Raw genomic sequence first — 20222 nt, 5'->3', positions numbered from 1 at the left:
TATGCATAGAACGTTAAAAAAATATTTCTGCGCATAAATACAATATTTAATTTATAATTATACAACTTTTATTTTACATTATACCACCATACAAAATTTTTTCAAGAGTTTTTCATAAAAAAATTTTGCCTTTTTAAATTCACAAAATTATCTTCCTATCTTCCTAAAAAAGATATACCCAAAGATTAAACCTATGGCAAAAGCCAAAAGAGAATTATAAAAAAACACTGCCTTTATTCCATAAGCGTCACTCAAAAATCCCCCCAGTAAGCTTCCCACAATCCTTGAAATACCCATACCTATTAAATTATTCATGGTCTGTCCCGACGCCCTTAATTCTTTTGGAACTTCTTGATTAATATAAGTTGCCATAGAGTAATATAAAACTATAAAAATTAAACCGTGCAAAAGTTGAAATGGCAAAACCAAATATGCGTTTTGAAAAAGCGATATGATAAGCCATCTTATTGCTGCCACAAAGCTTGCTCCTATAAGCGCTCCTCTTGTGCCTATTTTCTCAAGTATCTTATCGGCATACAGCAAAAAAGGTATCTCGCTCATTGCAGAAATAAAATAAGCCCAGCCCAAAAGCTCATTGTTTCCACCTATTTGTCTAAAATAAATAGGAAAATAAGTATAGTAAAATCCTAACGTAATCTGTACTAAAAAATTGAATACCATCAGCAAAACGAGATTTTTATCTGAAAAAAGCTTCCATATAGAAACCTTTTCCTTTCCAAATTGATGACCTTTTACAACAGGAAGTTTAAATACAATCATAAAGGCTAAAAACAATACTACAATGTTTAAAATAAAAATGCTTCCGATATACCTTTGCACAAACCAGCCAGCTATAACTGACATCACTGCGTATCCAATTGTTCCTGCCATTCTTATTGGACCAAATTTTTGATTTGTTTCACTTAAATACTCTAGTGTTATGGCATCACTTATCGGACCAGTAGAAGTTTGAAAAAATGTGAAAAGAGTTATAACTGCTATGAGATAATAAAAATTGCGGGACAAAGGAAACAATGCCATAGTAAAAATGCTAGCTAAAAATAAAATTTGCAAAACAAAATTTTTAGACCTCGCTCTATCGCTTGTAATCCCCCAAAACGGCTGAGCTATTATAGCGACAAAAGGACCTAAAGACATCAAAATTCCAATTTCACTCTTACTATAACCTATGTAGTCCAGATAAACCGGCACAAAAGTGCCATAAATCGCTCCCCCCATAAAAAATACTGCGTAAAAGATTATAAAAAAATAATAGATAATAGTTGCATATCCCATTTATCTCCCTCTTTCTTTTGTGGATGAAATTTGATTTTACATAATTATAAAAGAACTTACTCCAAATAGCAAATGCATATTGACAAATTATTTCATATGTAATATAATTATTACATGTGAAATAAAAAAATGAGGAGGCTTTTAAAATGGGATTTGTTTATCTTATACTCGCCCTTTCTATCACTTCAATAATTTTTTTAACAGCAATTGTTCTTGAAATAACAAAGCTTCAAGCGCAATATAAGGCTTTTTCTAAATTAACTCAAGAGACACAAGAAAAACTGTCATCTTTACGTCAAAAAGCAGAATCTATTGAGAAATTACTTGAAAATATAGAATAAAAAGGAGGATTAATATGAATACATCGGGCATATACTTATTTGCAATTATCACACTTTTTACGCCTTTTATTTTAGCAGTTATCTTTGCCGTTTTCTCAATATTCGTCTTTGTAAAAGTATCAAATATGCGAAAACAAAATGAGTTGTATATAAAAATGTCAAACGATCTATTAAATGAAATAGATGGAGTAAAAAGTGCACTGGAGAAAATAGAAAAGCTGTTAAAGGAAGTTGATTAAAATGGCTGAACACAACCCCTCACCAGAATATTTAGATCCGGCAAAGATTATAAAAATTTTTGATGCTCTATCCCACCCTGTAAGAATAAAAATATTAGGCATTCTGTATGAAAATAGGCAGTATATAAGCGAACTTGCAAGAATAATGGGCATAAGCAGACCTCTTCTATACATCCATCTTCGCAAATTAGAAGAAGCAGGGCTTGTAAAATCGAGTATGGAAATCTCCAGTGATGGAAAAGCCACAAAATATTATGAATTAACTCATTTTGATATGAGACTAACACCTCAAATGCTTCATGAAATCTCTAAAGAAATTAATTTAGAAGATGAAAAATCTCAATAACGAAAACCCTCAGACAAAAGGAACCGTCCCCTTTGTCTGAGGGTTTTTACTCGTTTCTACATACTGATCTAAAATAGAAATTTAGCCTTAACAGTTTTAAGTTCGCACCATAATAAATCTTTTACTCAAAATAGCAGCTAAATAAATTATTATAACCAGCATACTAACTTTTTCTAATACTCCGAAATATGAAGCGAAAAATACCAATATTATGACAGACATGCTGCCAAATATATTCACCCATGTATCTTTTATGACTTCATATATACTATTCTTTTCTATCGGTATATCAAAGGCTACGTTGTACATACCTATTTCTATTTCTATAATGCTTCGCAACACCTTAGAAAATTTTTCGCCTTTCAAAGATTTTTTATACTTATAGAAGTAAATTTGCTTTAAAACATTTGTGAACATTACAGTTGTAAAAATTACATAAGTTCCAATCTCACCGCCTCTTCCTTTAGCATGAACATAAAATAATATCCCAACTATAAACCACACAAATGTCCTAACTTTTGACCTGCCAATCATTTTATATATAATCCCATCGTCTAGAGGAACTTTGCGCCATCTACTAAAAAACATTTTTCGCTTTTCTACAAAATTGATTGTTAAAGGAGGAATTTTATCTCTATCAGACAATTTGTAAATATAAAGTACCACTTGATATAAAGATTCGAGTAGAATTAAAATGGCATTAAACCATACCACTAACATAATAATAATCTCCTCATAGATATTCTCCTTTAGTAATAATATTCAACTGTAGTCCCGTATTCCCTTCCAATCTCTAATGTTTGGACTTTTATAGGTTTTGTATAAGTTCCATCAGAATAATGTACTAATGTCACATAAATTACATAAACATTCTCATAATTGCTCCAGGCTTTCCACATCCACGCTCCCGTATAAGTATCTTGTAAATAGTTATTATTAAACCATGATATTAATGTGTTTGTAAAGCGATCTATAACAAAGCTCGTAGGGAATCCTAATTTATATTGATAAGCCAGAGAAGCTACAATAAAATCAACTGATAATTTAGCTACATATCTTGCCAATTCATTATTGTTGTGCCTTTTTATTTCTTCCGAAAGTAAAATACCTCCACCAATGTCAGCATTATAATTAGGTAAATAAATAAAATCCATACTAGAAAGTTTAGTATTTTCTACCACACTCATTTCGATGCTACTACCTTCAAAAATCGCAGCTGGTTCATTTTCTAATACGTTATCCGTCGCTCCAAATACAACTGTTGTTGAAAATATTAATATCAAAGTAAGTAATACTGTCACTATCCTTTTCATTTAATTCCATCAACCTACCTTAAAATTAGTCGTAAGCAAAAAGCATTTCTCAAATTCCTTCTCTCTCTTAACATTTTCACTCCTTCCCCAATAATTCTAAGGACTACCGGTAATTCCTTCTATATCCATGGTATCTTATTTCCAGCATCTTGTCAATTGACAAAAGTATAAATTTTCACTAAAATAGCCTTTTCTTTTGCATTTTAGTATAAAAACCGAGTTTCTTTCCTTATATGCTCCTTATTGTAATATTTCTCCATTAACCTCCAAATTCCTTCTTTGATTGCCAAATTGTAATATTTCTGTAAAAAGAACTTTTCTAAGTCCATATCTACAACCCACGCGTATACTTTATTTATATATGCTTCTGCGGCTTTTATTGCGTCTTTTGCACTGCGTCCTGGTCTGAATCCATAACTGCTATCAGAAAATGTATGTTGTGGTTTGTATTTCCCCTCCAGCAGTTGTTGTTTTATGGTTTAAAGTTTTCTTTGAGATACGGTAGAAGTTCATCTACTTCCATCCCATCTACTCCATGGCTTCCTTTATTTGCAACAACGCGCTTGTATGCTTCTTCCATGTTCCCTCCTTCTACTATCATTTCAAGCTCTTGCTGGTATATCTTTGTACTTCGTTTCTTCCATCTATAACATTTCTTTATAAAAGACAAGGGGACGGTTCTTTTGTCTCATTCCAATATGAAACAAAAAAACCGTCTCCTTGTTCGGGAAGAAGTTATATTATTTCAATTTTGTTCATTATTTTCATTGTAAATATGGACAATATTATGCAATATAGTATTGCCGATATAATTGTAGTTAAAATATTTTCTGTACTAAAGGAATTCGCAAGTGAAATTAAGTTGTAGGGAATAAATTTAGCTATTTTATCAATATTTACTAATATTGATGAGACTATATGAAGTATTAATACTAATAATGCAGCTATTATACCTTTTTTCAAAATGCTACTCAAAAATATAAGCAATGTTATTATGAAAATATAATAAATTGACATTAAGATAGATGATATTAATATTTTATTGAAAGCTATGACGTTGTTATGGAAAAGTGTTGTTGCGTAATAGTAATTAATAGCAAATCCAGTTATTATGAAAATTGACAAAGTAACAGAATAATGAAGTATTTTTGATATGACAATAGCTGAAAGGTTAGCACCTTTAGAATAAGGAAACACTAATTTTTGTGAAGACACTTCTTCACTTAGGATTCCCATGAGTGTTAAAAGCACTATAAGTAATGATATTTGATTTAAATCCTTTATATAATTTTGTACTGCAGATTTCATATCAATTTGTATTAAAGAAGCTAAATCACCATTTATTTTATTTTTAAGCATTTCTGGAAGCAATTTAAGGATTATAGGATCAAGTATAGCAAATAGAACAATGCCAATTAGAAGTATTAGATATTTATATTGCCTCCACGATTCTATTATTTCTTTTTTCAAATATGCTTTAAAGGTGTTCATTTTGCTTCACCATCCTTATAAATATGTCCTCTAGAGTATTTTCTCTTCTTTGCAGTGATATAACAGGTATACCAAGTTTTGATATTTCATTGAGGATATTCTTTTTTGCTGCTTCAATGTCATTTACGTAAATACTTATAATATCATTCTCTATTTTAATATCATCAATCCATTTTACATTATTAAGTTTTTCTTCGGCATTGGTAGGTAAATTTTCAAAGACAACATCATACACAGGCTGAATATATTTTTGCTTTAATTCTTTTAATCTTCCTGAAAAGATAATTTTACCTTTATCAAGTATGCCAACATAGTCGCAAACTCTCTCAGCATCACTTAATATATGGGTAGATAAGAATATAGTTTTCCCATTTTTCTTCATTTCCAATATTTGGTTAAGTATATCATATCTGCTTTCTGGATCTAAAGCAGATGTAGGTTCATCTAAAAAAATTATTTCAGGGTTATCTAAAAGAGCCACTGCCAGTCCTAATTTTTGCTTCATTCCTCTTGAATAACCTTGTATTTTTTTGTTGGCAACTTCTTTTAACTTTACTATATTAAGGAGTTCTTCCACTTCTGTGTTAGCTTTTTGATGAGGAATACCTCTTATTTTGCTTATAAAATACAGGTATTCGCTGCCAGTCATGTAGTTATAAAAAGTAGGATTTTCAGGAAGGTATCCTATTTCGTCAATTAGTTTCCTATTATTTCTATTTAACATTTTACCATTTATATATATTTCTCCCTCATCATAATCAATAAGCCCTGTTAAAATGTTCATTGTGGTAGTTTTACCAGCACCATTTCGCCCTAATAAGCCGTAAATATTCCCTTTTTCAATCTCAAAACTTATCCCTTTTAAAACTTCATGTTTACCGTATTTTTTTGTTAGATTAAAAACTTTTATCATGTTATTCTCTCTCCCTGCCTATAGTTAAAAATATCAAGCAACCTAATATTTCTCCAAAGATTATAATTAAAAACCATGCCCATTTTGGAAGATATTTAACTTTGTCTTTTGAAAGTCTGTAAATTGAAAATACAGTAAGTCCTAACTGGATTATAGCTAAAGGAAGAAGTAGTTTTATTAATTCAGGATTGCTTAATTTATCAATCATTAATTTAAACCTCCTCAGATTATTTTAATTTTGTTGAACATTCAGGGCAGTATTTCCAATCATCTTTTATTTCGGCTCCACATTTTGGACATGTTTTCTTTAAAGAAGTACCACAATAAGGACAGAATTTGTAATCATTTCTTACTGTTTTTCCACAATTAGGACATTTAAGATATCCATACCTTGTTACAAAAAGGTATATGATTAAAGAGGTAGGTATATTTAGGAGTCCAAAAATCCCCCATGCCCAGTAGTATTTTTCACCACGTTTTTTTGCATCCATAAAAATCCATAAAGCTTGAAGAAATAATAGGGGTATTACAATTATTAAAATTAATGTGTTTTTGGACATTTTATCATCTCCTTGAAGTCTTTAATTTGTAAAAGGGTATTAAGATTAATGGCAGATTGAAATAAAGGAAAATTTGCGTGTATAGGAGAAACCTAACATCCAAATTTGCCATAAATAATACTGATGATATTAAGAAAATTATTGATGTGGTTATAAAAATAAGCAATTCAAGCCTATCTTTTCGTTTATTTCTTATTTGCTCTGCCTTTTCTATAATTTCTGCGATATTTACTTGCAAGTCTGACATATCAATTTTAACTTCTAAGGTATCCATGTAACTTAATGTTAGTTTTAAATTTTTTTTGAATGTATAACAGTCACTGCAATTTTCAATATGTGAAATTACTTCTGTATTGTCAGTAAGTTCATTGTAGTGAATATCAATTATTTTGTCTTGTATTTTTTTACATTCTCTTTTCACAATATACCCCTTCTTCCCATTTCTGACATTATTTCTTTTATAGCGTTGTGTAAACGTGACCGTACTGTGCCAACAGGGCAGTCCATTATTTTCGCAATTTCTTGGTATTTATATCCATAATAGTGTTTTAAAATGAATACTGCTCTTTTCTCATAAGGCAGTTTCATTAAAATATTCATTAGTTCGCTGTATTGAATATTTGTCATAGCGGTCTCTTCTACATCTTCTTCAGTATTTGAAAATATTTCTTCTACAAGTTCAATATTTTTGTGTTTTCTTAAATAATCTTTAAATGTATTAGTTGCGATTTTTAAAAGCCATGTTGAGAACTTGACTTCAGGAGTAAAATTTTTAATATTTAAAATAGCTTTGAGCATTGTTTCCTGTACTATATCCTGGGCAAGTATCGGATTACCTGTTATTTTCATGCAATATCCTAATAAAGTATTATAGTTTTGGGAGAGTAATTCATTTAGAGCATATTTATTACCATTTTTTGCTTTATATATTAGTTCTTTCTCTTCCATCACCTGCCCACCCTTCTACAAATTAAACGCGTAACTAAGTAAAAAGTTCATAATTTCATTTTATCAAACATTGGTTATTTATAAGTGTATTGTTAAGAATTGTTTTAATAATATAATATATGTTGTATAATGATATAAAGGGTTTTATTATAATAATTTTCTGGAGGAAATTTTAATGAAATTATTATTGAGGTTTATAGGGGTTTTAATAGTAATTTTTGTTACAGTGGTAATAACATTAGAATATCAGATAATTTCTTTTGCACTTTATGAAAAACCAAAAAAATCTGATGTGATAATAGTTTTAGGCTGTGCAGTATATGGAAAGACGCCAAGTCCTTTTTTCAAAGAAAGGCTTGATGAGGCTTTGAGACTTTATAAAGAAGGGTATGGTAAGTATATAATAGTATCTGGAGGGAAAGGTCCTGGAGAGAATATTTCGGAAGCTGAGGCAGGGAAAGAATATCTTTTAAAAAATGGCATACCTGAAAAGATTATTTTAACTGATAATAAATCTTTTTCTACATATGAAAATTTACTTTTTTCCAAGGAAATTATGGATAAAAATTTATTAAAAACAGCGATAATTATTTCAAATAAATTTCATTTAAAAAGAGCAAGTGTAATAGCAAAGCGTGTTGGAATAGATGCAAGTTATTCTGGCGTCTTCTTAAAAAAATATATGTTAAGTGATGAAGCTTATGGTTTTTTACGTGAAATACCTGCACTTTTATATACATATTTAAAGAAATGAGGGATATATTTGTCTTTTATTGCATCAAAATTAACCGCTAATTAGATTACTTTAGCTGCTGCTCAGCAATTGTTTTTAAAACTTTGTTATCCGCATCCACTAATATAAGCTTTACACTATTTTCTTGTTTTTTAAGCTGTACAATTTTGTTAAAACCAATGATTTGATTCTCGTAAATGTTAAAGCCAAATTCCATATTTGAATTGGGAAACACATATTTTTCAAAATTTTTTAAAGCCATTCTATTTCCGTTTTTTGTATCAATCATTTCGGCTTTCCCTTCTTTGTAGAAAATTACGGCAATATTGCCTCTCTTATAAAAGAGCGGAATGTCATAATTTAAGTTTTCCGAAGCATTTGATATTACGGTGTGCTTTGACGTTTTCAAATTGATTAAATCCATATCATATGACTTAAACTCTTTATCGTTGGCCGTGATAAAAGCAGCCACATCCCCGTTTTTCCTCACCAATAAGCTGGGCTTATCTAATGAAGCTATCTCTTTTTCATTATTATTTTTATCTATTTTATATACTTTTGTCGTCTTTATATTTATGTTCCTGTACAAATATATATTTCCATTTTCATCCACATATAGCAAATACCCATTTGCGATGAAGGTGGGTTTTCCCTCATTAAGCTTTTTGTATACTTTTCCTAAGCTTTCAAAATATATCTGATAACCACTATCATTTTTTACTGCTATAACATTTGTAACAGGCATATCTACTTTCACATCATAAGTTTTAAAAGCAGTCAAATCCACCATCTTGATCGTCATATCGCTGTCCTTTTCATCTTTATTAACATATGCAAAATATTGCTCATTTGGCAGCAGCGAATATTGGCTTGAAATCATATACTTAACAGCTGAATACTCTACTTCCAGCTTATTCCCTTTTATTAAATTTACAATGTTTACGTCATAAAACTTGTTTTTGTCAATTTTCCCTGTCAAAGCATAATTCCCTTCTGTGCTTAACAATATTATGATTTCACCTTTTTTTAAATCAAGTTTTGTGGGAAGTTTGTAAAAATTCCCTTTTGACTCTAAAACTAGGTTTTCTCCATCTTCAATGATGACTTTCTTCTCATCTGCATAAACCAACTTGAGGTCAGAATTTTTAGTGAATTGATACTTCTCCAAATTTGCGTATTCATTAGAGCAGGATGCCAAAATCAATGACCCTACCATTAACACTGTCAATAAAAAATACCTCATCCTTTTCATAACCTCACCTCATCAAAATACTTTGCAGACAAAGGGGATGGTTCCTTTTGTTTGATAATTTTTGTAATTATTTTTTCTCCTCATCAATTTTCATTCCATTGTTTTAACTTTTGTGCGCTATTAATTCTAAGGACTACCGATAGTTCCTTCTATATCCATGGTAGAACATTTCCATAATCATGTCAAGCACCTAAAAGAAAATCTCAATTCACTTAAAAACAAAAGCCCAGACATTGTTTTTTGTCCGGGCTTTTTACAGGCTTTTTATAATTTCAGACAAAGGGAACCGTCCCCTTTGTCTGATAAAATTACAGCAAACTTCCAAATTTTTTTACAAATCTTGTTTTAACGTATTGTGCCAAAGTCAAGTATGCAAGAAGCGTAGCCATTAAGAATAAGAAATATATAGGCGGTAGAGGCATCATTCCAATGTCTTTTCCAAATGAAGTAAATGGAATAATTGTCCCTACTGTAACGGCTGCTGATGTAAAAAGTAATAGCGGCCATGAAGCAATGCTTTGTATAAAAGGAATCTTCTCGGTTCTAAGCATATGAACTACCATTGTTTGCGTCCACAAGCTTTCTACAAACCAGCCTGTTTGGAAAAGCGAAACAAATTGAAGTTTAGATGCTTCAGGCAACAAGAAGTAAGAGCCACCTATAACTATTGGACCAATTACAAAAAACATCAAGGCATAAGTTGTAATATCAAAAATAGAACTTGTAGGTCCAAACCATACCATAAAATTGCCTATATTTGTGGCATCCCATTTTCTTGGCTTTTGTATATACTCTTTATCCATTGTATCCCAAGGCACTGATGTCATAGATAAATCATAAGTCAAGTTAAGGAAGAGAAGTTGCAATGGTTGCATTGGTAAAAATGGCAAAAATGCGCTTGCCACTAAAACAGAAAATACATTTCCAAAATTAGAGCTTGATGTAATTGCAATATATTTCATAATATTTCCAAAAATTCTACGCCCTTCTACAACTCCTTCCTCTAAGACCGTAAGGCTTTTTTCTAAAAGTATTATATCCGCAGATTCTTTAGCGATATCTACTGCAGAGTCAACAGAAATTCCAACGTCTGCTTCTCTTAAAGCAGGAGCATCATTAATTCCATCCCCCATATATCCAACAATGTGGCCTTTACTTTGTAAAGCCTTTATTATTCTTGATTTTTGCATAGGAGAAAGTTTTGCAAAAATTGTCGTTTTTTCTGCTACTTCTGCTAATTCTTCATCTGTCATATTTTCTATTTCATTACCTAATAGAATGTTCTCTATAGAAAGTCCAACTTCTTTACAGATTTTCTTTGTCACTATTTCATTGTCACCAGTGAGAATTTTTACATCCACACCATGCTCTTTAAGTGCTTTTATCGCATAAGGTGCAGATTCTTTTGGCGGGTCAAGAAAACCTATATAACCCATAAGAACCATTTTAGTCTCATCTGCTACACCAAAAACTCCTTCTGGTGGAACATCATTTTTTTGTGCTACTGCCAGCACTCTCATTCCATCTTCATTTAACTTCCTTACCATTTCTTTTACTTCCTGGCGTATTTCATCTGTTAAAGGAACTACTTCACCTTTGTATTCAGCGTATTCACAGATAGAAAGCACCTCTTCAACGGCACCTTTCGTTACAAGCTGTCTCTTCCCACCTTCGCTTTCTAAAACTACAGACATTCTCCGCCTTACAAAATCAAAAGGTATCTCATCAATTTTTTTATATATTTTTTCTAAGCCATTAAAACCCTTTTCAGCTCCATACTCTAAAATAGCTACATCCATCAAGTTTCTTAAACCTGTTTGATAGAAACTATTTAAATACGCATGCCTTAAAACTCTGTCATCTTCATTCCCATGTATGTCAAGATGTTTTTCTACGACTATTTTGTTTAATGTCAAAGTGCCAGTCTTATCAGTACATAGCACATCCATCGCTCCAAAATTTTGGATAGCATCTAATCTCTTAACAATTGTTTTGCGCTTTGCCATTGTCACAGCACCTTTAGCAAGGTTGGTAGTGACTATCATTGGAAGCATTTCGGGAGTAAGTCCAACAGCCACAGCCAAGGCAAAAAGCAATGCATCCAACCAATTACCCTTTGTAAGACCATTTATCACAAACACAATCGGAAACATTACTGCCATAAATTTGATAAGTACTTTGCTTACATTGTTAATACCTTTTTCAAAACTTGTCATTGCCCTATGCCCTACAAGGGATTTTGCCATTGAACCAAAATAAGTACGGTCACCGGTTGAAAGAACTACAGCAATTGCAGACCCACTTACTACATTGGTACCCATAAAGCATATATTTTCTAAATCTGAAAGGTTTAAATCCTTAGCTTTTCTTTTTTCTTCTTTCAAATCTGGATATTTCTCCACAGGTTCGGATTCTCCCGTCAAAGTTGCTTGGTTTATAAATAGGTCTTTAGAAGTAATAACCCTAACATCCGCAGGTACCATGTCACCTGCTGCCAAATGTATCATGTCACCCGGCACTATTTCTTCTATTTTAATTTCTCTTTCACCTGTATCTTTGCGAATAACTGCAGCAGTTGTGTGAACAAGAGCTTTTAGTTTTTCTGCCTCTGCATTAGAACGATACTCTTGAACAAAACGAAGTAGTCCACTAACCGTTACCATTATAGAAATAATAATTATAGTGCTCCAATCTCTGTCTTGAGGTGCAGTAAAAAGTACATCAGTTATATACGACACAATTGCTAAAAATACTAATATACCTATAAAGGGATTGATAAAAGCTTTAATCAATTGAATATACCAAGGAGCCGACTTTTCATGAGCTACCTCATTTAACCCATACATTTCAAGCCTATCTTCTGCTTCCTCAGAAGTCAGCCCTTCTCTATCTGTACCTAATTGTGCCAAAATTTCATCAACATCTTTTCTGGCAAAATCAATTAATTGAGCAAGTATCGTATCTGTGAAACCATTTTTCTTTGCAATTTTGATCATTACCATACACCTCCAAAACACAATAATAGACTAGGGATGCTGAGTCTTTTGCAACCTTACAGTTACAGTATTTGTTTTTTTGTGAAAAACTTTCGCGTTTAGACGATGGAATTAAATGGAGTTAGTCTAAAAATTGTTTTGGAGGCATATGTAATAGGACATCAAAAGAAGGGATAAATGGGCAATCATACCAAGAACAAAATTTATAGAAAGGCCACGTGTGAGAAGAATGGACACGGCCTCAAACTATGCCCATCCTTCTTCAATGTCATATTACATATACCTTTATAGTTTTTACTACTACCTCCACCGTCCATTCTTCTCACCTCCGTTTTTCTCAAATTAAAAAACCTCTCAACGAATGAAAGAGGTTTTTTAGACATTTCAATTCGTTGAGCTTTGGCACTATACAGCTTTGGAACATCCTCCAGCTGCATTAAGTAAAACCTTAATTCGGTAATACTTGTTGACCCGTTAGCATCTCTCGATGTTTCCGGGCAGCAGCGTATATCTGTATAGGAGCCTCACCTAACGATTGTATTAACTTGTGTCCTTCTACATTATATTCTTCTATTTACAATCTGTCAATCTATTTTGAAAAATTTTTTACAAAAACAACTTTGTAGCCATAAAATGGGTTAGATAAGAAAAAGTAATACCTATCGTTGAGCCCATTAATACATCTGAAGGATAATGCAGTCCAATGTATATCCTTGAAATCCCTACAAGCATTGCCAGCGAAATAAAGAACACTGCAAGGCTTGGAAAAAACATCGAAAAAGTCATAGCAAGTGAAAAACTGGCAGTAGCATGACCTGAAGGAAAAGAATAATCTTTTAAAAGATGTTTAAAAGTGTTCGTATTAGTTAATACCATATAAGGCCTTGGTCTTGTATATTTTCTTTTTAAGAGCTGAACAAACAAATGGCTGCTTGTAAGCGCAGTTAAAGCTTCTAAAGCCGAGGCTTTTACATCGTTTTTTCCAAAAAAAATTAAAAATAAACAAGAAAATATTGTAAAAAAAGGACCGCCTATATGAGTTATTTTGGGCATTATTTTGTCCAATATATTACATTTTATCCTTTCGTTTATATAGAAAAAAATGTTTTTGTCTTTGTCAAGAAGCACTCTTTTTATTTGCATCTGCAAAATTTCCCTCCCTACAATTCCTCACGAATGCTTTTTATTGAAATATTTAAGTACAAATTCACACACTTTATTAACAGGATTTTTGTAAACAAATTTTTCTATTCTTTTTTTCATTGCCTTAAGTTTATCAAGGTCTTCAAACAACAATTCTCTTGATTTTAAATTTTATATTCTTTATATATTATCGTACTTTTCAAAAGCTTTTTCAACAGCCTTTGCTACTCTTTTATGGCATATTCCTATTTATCCACGGGCTTTCACATAACCTTTGATTAAATTATCTTATGATAACATTAAAAAAACATTATAAGGAAGTTAATTTTATGTTAAATTTTTTCTTACAAAATATTATACCATTAATTTTAGCTATCCATTGAAAAAAATAAAAAAGGGGAAATACCCCTTTAAGCAATTGCTTTCTTTTTAATTTCCTCGATAGCATTTCTAACTTGTGGAATTAATGAAACTGCAAAACATATTGCCACTTCTACACCTACTATACTTCCGTTAACTAGAAGTGAATAAACTATGGGACTCATTCCTTTTGGCGCATAGCTTGCAAAAAAGAATACTCCGGATAAAAAGTGAGAAAAAAATCGTCCAAATCCACCAACTAAAATTCCCAAACTCAGGTTTTTTCTAAAAAAGCCAGCAAGTCCTAAAGCACCAAAGGCCAACGGATAGTCGAGAAGTACTTGCACCCATTGGACTATAAATGGATCTTGAATAAGTTGTAAAAGTCCATACGCCATTCCTACAATCACACCAGGACCTGGTCCATAATAATAAGCAAAGATAAAAAGCGGCAACATGCTGGCAGGTGTAATAGAACCACCTTGAGGCCAGTGGTAAAATCTTATATAAGACAGCACGAAAGAAATAGCGATTGAAAGTGCTCCGTAGACAAGCATTTTTGTGTCAAATTTGACACTTCTTCGCATCAGATATAAGAGAAAAGCTGCCAATAAAATTGCCAATATAACCGATAACGTCACTGGCTTTATTTTGGCAAAATCAGAAAAAACACTTAAAAGGTAGGACATAAACAAAAACACCTCCATTTTTCAAGGAGGCTATGTTCGCTGAAAAAAATACCGCGAAATGCGGTATTTTTGAGCCGCATTCCCTACGGAGGCATTACCCTCATCAGGTTCCAAGGGTTTGGCATCAATGCCATCTCAGCCGTTAAAGCTCCCCCAGCGGACATAACCACCTATTTTGTTTTCACCTTTAATTTATCATTTTCTGTAATCTGTGTCAAGAATAATTATCAAATGCGGATGGTCAAGCTTTGTAGGTTGCTTATGTTTTGCACACACATCAAATGGTATTAACTTGCCATCTCTTCCTCTTTTTCAAACTGGCTGTTATAGAGGCTTGCATAAAAACCGCCTTTTTTAAGAAGTTCTTCATGGGTACCTTGCTCTACAATATCTCCATGGTTCATAACAAGTATCAAGTCAGCATCCCGTATTGTAGAAAGCCTATGAGCGATTATAAAGCTTGTGCGCCCTTTCATGAGATAATCCATCGCTTTTTGTATTTGTATTTCTGTAAGGGTATCTACAGAGCTTGTAGCCTCATCGAGTATGAGAATTTTTGGATCTTTCAAAATAGCTCTTGCTATAGTTAGTAACTGTTTTTGCCCTTGAGAAATATTTGTGGTCTCTTCATTTAATACCATGTTATAGCCCCCTGGCAATGTCCTTACAAAACTGTCAACATGAGCTGCCTTAGCAGCTTTTATAACTTCCTCATCAGTAGCATCAAGACGACCATATCTGATATTGTCCATAATAGTACCATTGTAAAGCCATGTATCCTGAAGCACCATGCCAAAAAGTGAACGCAAATCCTCCCTCGTAAAATCTCTTATATCATGGCCGTCAATCAAAATAGCTCCTTCATTCACATCGTAAAAGCGCATTAAAAGTTTCACTATAGTGGTTTTTCCAGCACCAGTAGGACCAACAATTGCAACTTTTTGTCCTGCCTTAATAGAAGCTGAAAAGTTATTTATCACCATTTTATCAGGTCTATATCCAAAACGAACATTTCTAAATTCAACATTGCCTTTTATATCTTCAACTTTTACAGGCTGTGGATTATCTGAAACTTCCTCTTCTTCCTCCAAAAACTCAAATACTCTTTCTGCACAGGCAGCAGTTTGTTGCAGTATATTGGAAATATTTGCAATCTGGGCAATAGGCTGTGTAAAAGATCGGATGTACTGTATAAATGCCTGAATATCCCCTACTTCTATTGCATTTTTTATGACCAACCAACTGCCCAAAACTGTAACCGCCACATAACCCAAGTTTCCTATTACATTCATAAGTGGCATCATAATGCCTGTTAAAAACTGTGACTTCCAAGCTGTTCCGTACAAAGTGTTATTTAATACGTCAAACTTTTCAATGCTCTTTTTCTCTCCATTAAAAGCCTTTACTATATTATGGCCTCCATACATTTCCTCTACATGACCATTTACATGCCCTAAATAATCCTGCTGCTCTCTAAAATACCTTTGTGAATGTTTGACAATAAAGGCAATTACCAAAGAAGATAAAGGAATTATCAAAAGCGCTACTAAAGTCATAAGCCAGTTTATGGTAAACATCATAATCAAAACGCCAACTACTGTCGTCACAGAAGTAATTATCTGAGTCAAGCTTTGATTGAGAGTCTGAGTAATTGTATCCACGTCATTTGTAATACGAGACAATATTTCCCCTTGATTTGTACTTTCAAAATATTTCAAAGGCAGGCGGTTAATTTTTTCAGAAATTTCTTTTCTAAACCTATAGGTAACTTTCATCGCAACCCCAGACATTATCCATCCTTGCAAGTATCCAAATAAAGCACTTAAACCATATAAGCCTATGAGAATTAGAATTATCTTTCCTACATATTCAAAGTCTATGCCACTGCCTTGCCCTGTTATTTTATTCATTACACCTTCAAATATTTTGGTTATGGCTTTACTGAGTATTTTAGGACCCGCAATGGAGAAGGAAGCACTGAGCGCTGCTAATATAAATACACTTATTATAGAAAATTTATAAGCTGATAAATATTTTATCAACTTTTTCATTGTGCCTTTAAAATCTCGCGCTTTTTCTCCACCGCGAACCATGCCATGGGGACCGCCTCCCATTCCTGGCCGGCGAAGTCTGGGAATCTGTTTGGGGTCTATTCTTCTATTTTCACTCATGCCAATTCCTCCTCCGACAGCTGTGATAAAGCTATTTCTCTGTAAGTTTGACAGTTTGCAAGTAGATCTTTGTGTTTTCCTATGCCTACAATTTTACCTTCTTCAAGCACTATTATTTGGTCTACATTTAAAAGTGTTGACACCCTTTGTGACACCATTATAACAGTGCTTGATTTTAACCTTTCTCTTAAGGCTTTCCTTAAAATTGACTCTGTTTTAAAGTCAAGAGCTGAAAAACTTTCATCAAAAATGTATATTTCAGGTTTTTTAACAAGAGCACGGGCAATAGAAAGCCTCTGTTTTTGTCCTCCTGATACATTGGTTCCTCCTTGTGCAATCTCAGAATCAAATTTCTTGGTCTTTTCATTTATAAATTCTATTGCCTGTGCAATTTCTGCCGCTTCTTTTACTTCTTCGTCTGTAGCCTGATCATTCCCATATTTTAAATTTGATTTAATTGTACCGCTGAAAAGCCAACTTTTTTGAGGTACATATCCTATTCTTCTACGTAAATCTTCCTGCCTTACTTCTCTTACATCTACACCATCAACCAAAACCTGTCCTTCTGTCACATCGTAAAATCTCAAGATCAAATTCACTAAGGTACTCTTTCCAGAACCTGTTCTTCCTATTATGCCTACTGTCTGACCTGGCAAAACCTTGAAGTTTATATCCTTTAAAGCGTATTCTTCAGCACCTGGATATTTAAAAGATACATTCCTAAATTCTACAGTTCCAGCCATATTTTCATTAAATTGTTTTGGATTTTCTGGGTCTTTTATAGAAGGCTCTGTAGCCAAAACCTCAGCAATACGCTCTGCCGATACTGATGCTCTTGGTATCATTATAAACAGCATTGAGAACATCAAAAATGCAAAGATAATCTGTATAGCGTATTGCATAAATGCCATCATGTCTCCAACTTGCATGCTGGAATTTTGGATTTGGTGAGCTCCTACCCATACTATCAAAAGAGTAATACCATTCATTACAAGCATCATAGATGGAAACATAACTGCCATTGCTCGATTTACAAAAAGTCCTACTTTTGTAATATCTTGATTGGCTTTGTCAAAGCGTTCTTCTTCAAATTTTTGATTATTAAAAGCTCTTACCACCATTATTCCTGACAAATTTTCACGAGTAACTAAGTTCAATCTATCAATCAATTTTTGCATTAGCATAAACTTGGGCATCGCAATAGAGTACAATATTGATATTATGCCTAAAAGTACTATTACTGCTAAAGCTATAATCCAAGACATTGAAACACTTTTACTAAGTGCTCTAAATACTCCACCTATACCCATTATAGGAGCATAGAAAACCATTCTTATCATAATTACAAGAAGCATCTGTATTTGTGTAATATCGTTTGTAGTTCTTGTTATCAAAGAAGCCGTAGAAAATTTGTCAAATTCAGCATTAGAGAAGTTCTCTACTTGTGTAAATAAATCTTTTCTCAAATCTCTCGCTACTCCGGCTGCTATTCTTGAGCCAAAAAATGCTACCATAATAGTGCTTAAGGCACTAAGTCCTGTTATCAATAGCATTATAAGGCCAGTATGAAGAATGTACCTAGTTTGAATCCTGTCAGTATTAATTCCAATTGCCTTATACTCATTTTTTACAGCCATTGTAGCAGCCTGTATAATCATGTTATCTCCTAAAGAAGCAAATTTTTTATTCATTTCATCTCTTATTTGAATAAGCTGCTCTTCTGGCAGTTGAGACATCATAGCAAAGAGGTCTACATTTGCCGGTATTTTCTTCCCATTAAATTCTATACTTCCGTTTTTTGCACTGGCTTTAGCTTTTTCTACACCTGTAACAGCTAAAAAGGCTTTTCCCAGAGGTAAATTTATTTTGTCAATTTCCGATTTATCTACGCTTTTAAGGACATATACAGGCTCTTTTGAAAGAATAGGATATTTCTTTACATATTTATCATAATCAGTACTGGATTTGTCTACTAATGTATAACCCTTTAAAATCTCTTCCCTTTCTTCAGGTGTAACAAATAGTAAAAGTTTATCCATTTCCCTTTTTCTTATAGCCTCAGGCACTGCATTTACTATGCCACCTTGTTGTATTCCATTATTAACTATTTTTGACATATAGTCAGGCAATGACAAATCACTCATTGCTTGAACAAATATGAAAAACACTGCTAAAAAAAGCAACAGAATATAGGGTTTTAAATATTTCGCCAGTTTTACCATACCAACACCTTCTCCTCCTAAAAATTTGCCTTGATTTCTTCTGTAATAGTTACTTCTTTTTAAATTTTTATTTTTTGGCTCTATCTATTTAATTTAATTCTTTTATTTATTTTTACTTAGATTCCCAGTGTTAATTATCTTGTTTTTCCAATATTTCCTTAAGTGCTTCTAATCCTTCAATTATTTTATTAAGGTCTTGTGGGCTTGCTCTTTCTATTAATTTTTCAAACTTCTCTTCAGCTTCTTTGAAATGTTTTTGAAAAGTATCTTTAAACTTAGGAGTCACACTGACATAAACAACTCTTCTATCTTCAGTGCTTCTCGTCCTCTCTACCAAACCTTGCTTTTCTAATCTGTCAATAATGCCAGAAACAGTGCTATTGGAAAGCCCTAATCTCTGACTTAAGTCACTTACTTTCATTTCACCATAACGGGCTAAAATACCCATAAGCATTCCTTGTGGTCCTGTAATGTCAAAATCTTTACACTCGTATTTCATAGAATGCTTTATAATATTCATTATTTGTTTTAAAAGCTTAAGTATTTTCAATCCACTGTTTATCTCTTCCATTTTCACCACCGCATTTTAAATTATTTCGCATGCGAATATTTTGTATTCAAATATTTCTGATACAAAATATATTGTACTCTTCTCATAATAGTATGTCAAGATTTCTTAAAGCTTTTCAAAAAAATAAAATAAAAAAACCGCTCAAATTTTTATAGCGGCTTAAATCTCTAATTAACCTCTATATATGAATTAACAGCCTTTTTCCCTTTTCTCTTACCTGAGTTTATATATATCAAAAACTATTTCTCTAAAATTCTCAGCTTCCATAGAGACTTCAAGCATGTAGTTTATATAAAAAATTCTGATCATTGATTATAATTTCTTCCCTCTCAATGCTTCCCATACAACGGTAGCATTCGCTATATACAAAACAACAAGGTCAACATCTCTTTTAGACAAATCTTCCAATTCGTTCCATAAAGTATAAACAAACTTTTCATCATATTATTTAATGTATACTGCAATATCAATATCTGATTCCTTTGTTTTTTCCCTTTAGCAACAGAGCCAAATAAAAAAGCTATCACTATATTGTCCTTACCTTTAAAAAACTCTTTTAAAATTTTCAAACAATCATTTTTATGAATCTTCATAAAACACACTTCCAAAATGGTTTGATCATCTTTTGTCTATCATTG

Annotated in this window: 21 protein-coding genes, 1 pseudogene and 2 riboswitches; of the genes and pseudogenes, 4 read left to right on the top strand and 18 right to left on the bottom strand. The window is 32.5% G+C overall.

Features of this window, described 5'->3' with window-relative positions; genetic code table 11:
* Nucleotides 1-147 precede the first annotated feature (147 nt).
* Nucleotides 148-1296, bottom strand: coding sequence for an MFS transporter (locus BUB32_RS07330; protein WP_072968742.1), 1149 nt, complete (start codon nucleotides 1294-1296; stop codon nucleotides 148-150).
* Between the two features lie 146 nt (nucleotides 1297-1442).
* On the opposite strand from BUB32_RS07330, the gene BUB32_RS07325 reads away from it, so the two are divergent.
* Genes BUB32_RS07325 through BUB32_RS07315 form a run of 3 tightly spaced genes read left to right on the top strand, consistent with a single transcriptional unit; the run spans nucleotide 1443 to nucleotide 2222 of the window.
* A complete protein-coding gene (locus tag BUB32_RS07325) occupies nucleotides 1443-1637 on the top strand; it encodes a hypothetical protein (RefSeq protein ID WP_042834607.1) in 195 nt (64 codons plus the stop codon).
* 14 nt (nucleotides 1638-1651) lie between these two features.
* Nucleotides 1652-1876: a hypothetical protein gene (locus BUB32_RS07320; protein WP_072968739.1), complete on the top strand. Its 225-nt coding sequence runs from the start codon at nucleotides 1652-1654 to the stop codon at nucleotides 1874-1876.
* A gap of 1 nt (nucleotide 1877) precedes the next feature.
* On the top strand, nucleotides 1878-2222 hold the full coding sequence (locus tag BUB32_RS07315; RefSeq protein WP_072968737.1) for an ArsR/SmtB family transcription factor: 345 nt from the start codon (nucleotides 1878-1880) through the stop codon (nucleotides 2220-2222).
* 96 nt (nucleotides 2223-2318) lie between these two features.
* On the opposite strand, the gene BUB32_RS07310 is transcribed toward BUB32_RS07315, so the two are convergent.
* From BUB32_RS07310 to sigY, 9 genes and pseudogenes are all read right to left on the bottom strand, one after another.
* The gene (locus tag BUB32_RS07310; RefSeq protein ID WP_072968735.1) at nucleotides 2319-2942 is read right to left on the bottom strand and encodes a hypothetical protein; all 624 of its coding nucleotides are present in this window, start codon (nucleotides 2940-2942) and stop codon (nucleotides 2319-2321) included.
* Between the two features lie 29 nt (nucleotides 2943-2971).
* Nucleotides 2972-3535: a hypothetical protein gene (locus BUB32_RS07305; RefSeq protein WP_234949246.1), complete on the bottom strand. Its 564-nt coding sequence runs from the start codon at nucleotides 3533-3535 to the stop codon at nucleotides 2972-2974.
* Nucleotides 3536-3843: 308 nt separating this feature from the next.
* Nucleotides 3844-4180, bottom strand: a pseudogene (locus BUB32_RS07300) (group II intron reverse transcriptase/maturase); the annotation flags it as partial.
* 90 nt (nucleotides 4181-4270) lie between these two features.
* The gene (locus BUB32_RS07295; protein WP_072968733.1) at nucleotides 4271-5026 is read right to left on the bottom strand and encodes an ABC transporter permease; all 756 of its coding nucleotides are present in this window, start codon (nucleotides 5024-5026) and stop codon (nucleotides 4271-4273) included.
* Nucleotides 5013-5939: an ABC transporter ATP-binding protein gene (locus BUB32_RS07290; RefSeq protein WP_072968731.1), complete on the bottom strand. Its 927-nt coding sequence runs from the start codon at nucleotides 5937-5939 to the stop codon at nucleotides 5013-5015. Before BUB32_RS07290 ends, BUB32_RS07295 begins: the two co-directional genes overlap by 14 nt.
* Before the next feature lies 1 nt (nucleotide 5940).
* The gene (locus BUB32_RS07285; protein WP_003868125.1) at nucleotides 5941-6147 is read right to left on the bottom strand and encodes a PLDc N-terminal domain-containing protein; all 207 of its coding nucleotides are present in this window, start codon (nucleotides 6145-6147) and stop codon (nucleotides 5941-5943) included.
* 19 nt (nucleotides 6148-6166) lie between these two features.
* Entirely contained in the window at nucleotides 6167-6499 is a 333-nt protein-coding gene (locus BUB32_RS07280) for a zinc ribbon domain-containing protein (RefSeq protein WP_003868124.1), read from the bottom strand.
* Between the two features lie 4 nt (nucleotides 6500-6503).
* Complete coding sequence (locus tag BUB32_RS07275; protein ID WP_072968730.1) at nucleotides 6504-6920, bottom strand: zf-HC2 domain-containing protein; 417 nt, start codon at nucleotides 6918-6920, stop codon at nucleotides 6504-6506.
* Nucleotides 6917-7447, bottom strand: a complete 531-nt coding sequence (gene sigY, locus BUB32_RS07270) for an RNA polymerase sigma factor SigY (protein WP_072968727.1) — start codon at nucleotides 7445-7447, stop codon at nucleotides 6917-6919. The genes BUB32_RS07275 and sigY overlap by 4 nt, the downstream gene beginning before the upstream one ends.
* A gap of 175 nt (nucleotides 7448-7622) precedes the next feature.
* On the opposite strand from sigY, the gene BUB32_RS07265 reads away from it, so the two are divergent.
* Nucleotides 7623-8201 carry a YdcF family protein gene (locus tag BUB32_RS07265; RefSeq protein ID WP_072968725.1) on the top strand — a complete coding sequence of 193 codons (579 nt, stop codon included), beginning with the start codon at nucleotides 7623-7625 and terminating at the stop codon, nucleotides 8199-8201.
* A gap of 46 nt (nucleotides 8202-8247) precedes the next feature.
* Here the strand turns inward: BUB32_RS07265 and BUB32_RS07260 are convergent, their stop codons facing one another.
* From BUB32_RS07260 to BUB32_RS13110, 8 genes are all read right to left on the bottom strand, one after another.
* On the bottom strand, nucleotides 8248-9432 hold the full coding sequence (locus BUB32_RS07260) for a hypothetical protein (RefSeq protein ID WP_072968723.1): 1185 nt from the start codon (nucleotides 9430-9432) through the stop codon (nucleotides 8248-8250).
* Nucleotides 9433-9740: 308 nt separating this feature from the next.
* Nucleotides 9741-12428, bottom strand: coding sequence for a magnesium-translocating P-type ATPase (gene mgtA, locus BUB32_RS07255; RefSeq protein WP_072968721.1), 2688 nt, complete (start codon nucleotides 12426-12428; stop codon nucleotides 9741-9743).
* Nucleotides 12429-12808: 380 nt separating this feature from the next.
* A riboswitch (M-box (ykoK) riboswitch) is annotated at nucleotides 12809-12971 on the bottom strand.
* A 63-nt stretch (nucleotides 12972-13034) separates the two neighbouring features.
* Entirely contained in the window at nucleotides 13035-13571 is a 537-nt protein-coding gene (locus tag BUB32_RS07245; RefSeq protein ID WP_072968888.1) for a phosphatase PAP2 family protein, read from the bottom strand.
* A 410-nt stretch (nucleotides 13572-13981) separates the two neighbouring features.
* Nucleotides 13982-14620 carry an energy-coupled thiamine transporter ThiT gene (gene thiT, locus BUB32_RS07240; RefSeq protein WP_072968717.1) on the bottom strand — a complete coding sequence of 213 codons (639 nt, stop codon included), beginning with the start codon at nucleotides 14618-14620 and terminating at the stop codon, nucleotides 13982-13984.
* Nucleotides 14621-14682: 62 nt separating this feature from the next.
* A riboswitch (TPP riboswitch) is annotated at nucleotides 14683-14785 on the bottom strand.
* A 122-nt stretch (nucleotides 14786-14907) separates the two neighbouring features.
* Nucleotides 14908-16791 (bottom strand): ABC transporter ATP-binding protein, encoded by a 1884-nt coding sequence (locus BUB32_RS07235; RefSeq protein ID WP_072968714.1) that lies wholly within the window; start codon nucleotides 16789-16791, stop codon nucleotides 14908-14910.
* Complete coding sequence (locus tag BUB32_RS07230; RefSeq protein ID WP_072968712.1) at nucleotides 16788-19013, bottom strand: ABC transporter ATP-binding protein; 2226 nt, start codon at nucleotides 19011-19013, stop codon at nucleotides 16788-16790. Before BUB32_RS07230 ends, BUB32_RS07235 begins: the two co-directional genes overlap by 4 nt.
* Nucleotides 19014-19143: 130 nt before the next feature.
* On the bottom strand, nucleotides 19144-19584 hold the full coding sequence (locus BUB32_RS07225; protein ID WP_072968709.1) for a MarR family winged helix-turn-helix transcriptional regulator: 441 nt from the start codon (nucleotides 19582-19584) through the stop codon (nucleotides 19144-19146).
* Nucleotides 19585-19943: 359 nt separating this feature from the next.
* Nucleotides 19944-20177 carry a nucleotidyltransferase domain-containing protein gene (locus tag BUB32_RS13110; protein ID WP_234949245.1) on the bottom strand — a complete coding sequence of 78 codons (234 nt, stop codon included), beginning with the start codon at nucleotides 20175-20177 and terminating at the stop codon, nucleotides 19944-19946.
* Between the last annotated feature and the right edge of the window lie 45 nt (nucleotides 20178-20222).

Origin of the sequence: Thermoanaerobacter uzonensis DSM 18761 (assembly GCF_900129115.1) — a bacterium.
GTDB classification, from domain to species: Bacteria; Bacillota; Thermoanaerobacteria; order Thermoanaerobacterales; family Thermoanaerobacteraceae; genus Thermoanaerobacter; species Thermoanaerobacter uzonensis.
The sequence above is the reverse complement of the archived record's forward strand: the minus strand, read 5'-3'. Positions and strand labels throughout refer to the sequence as shown.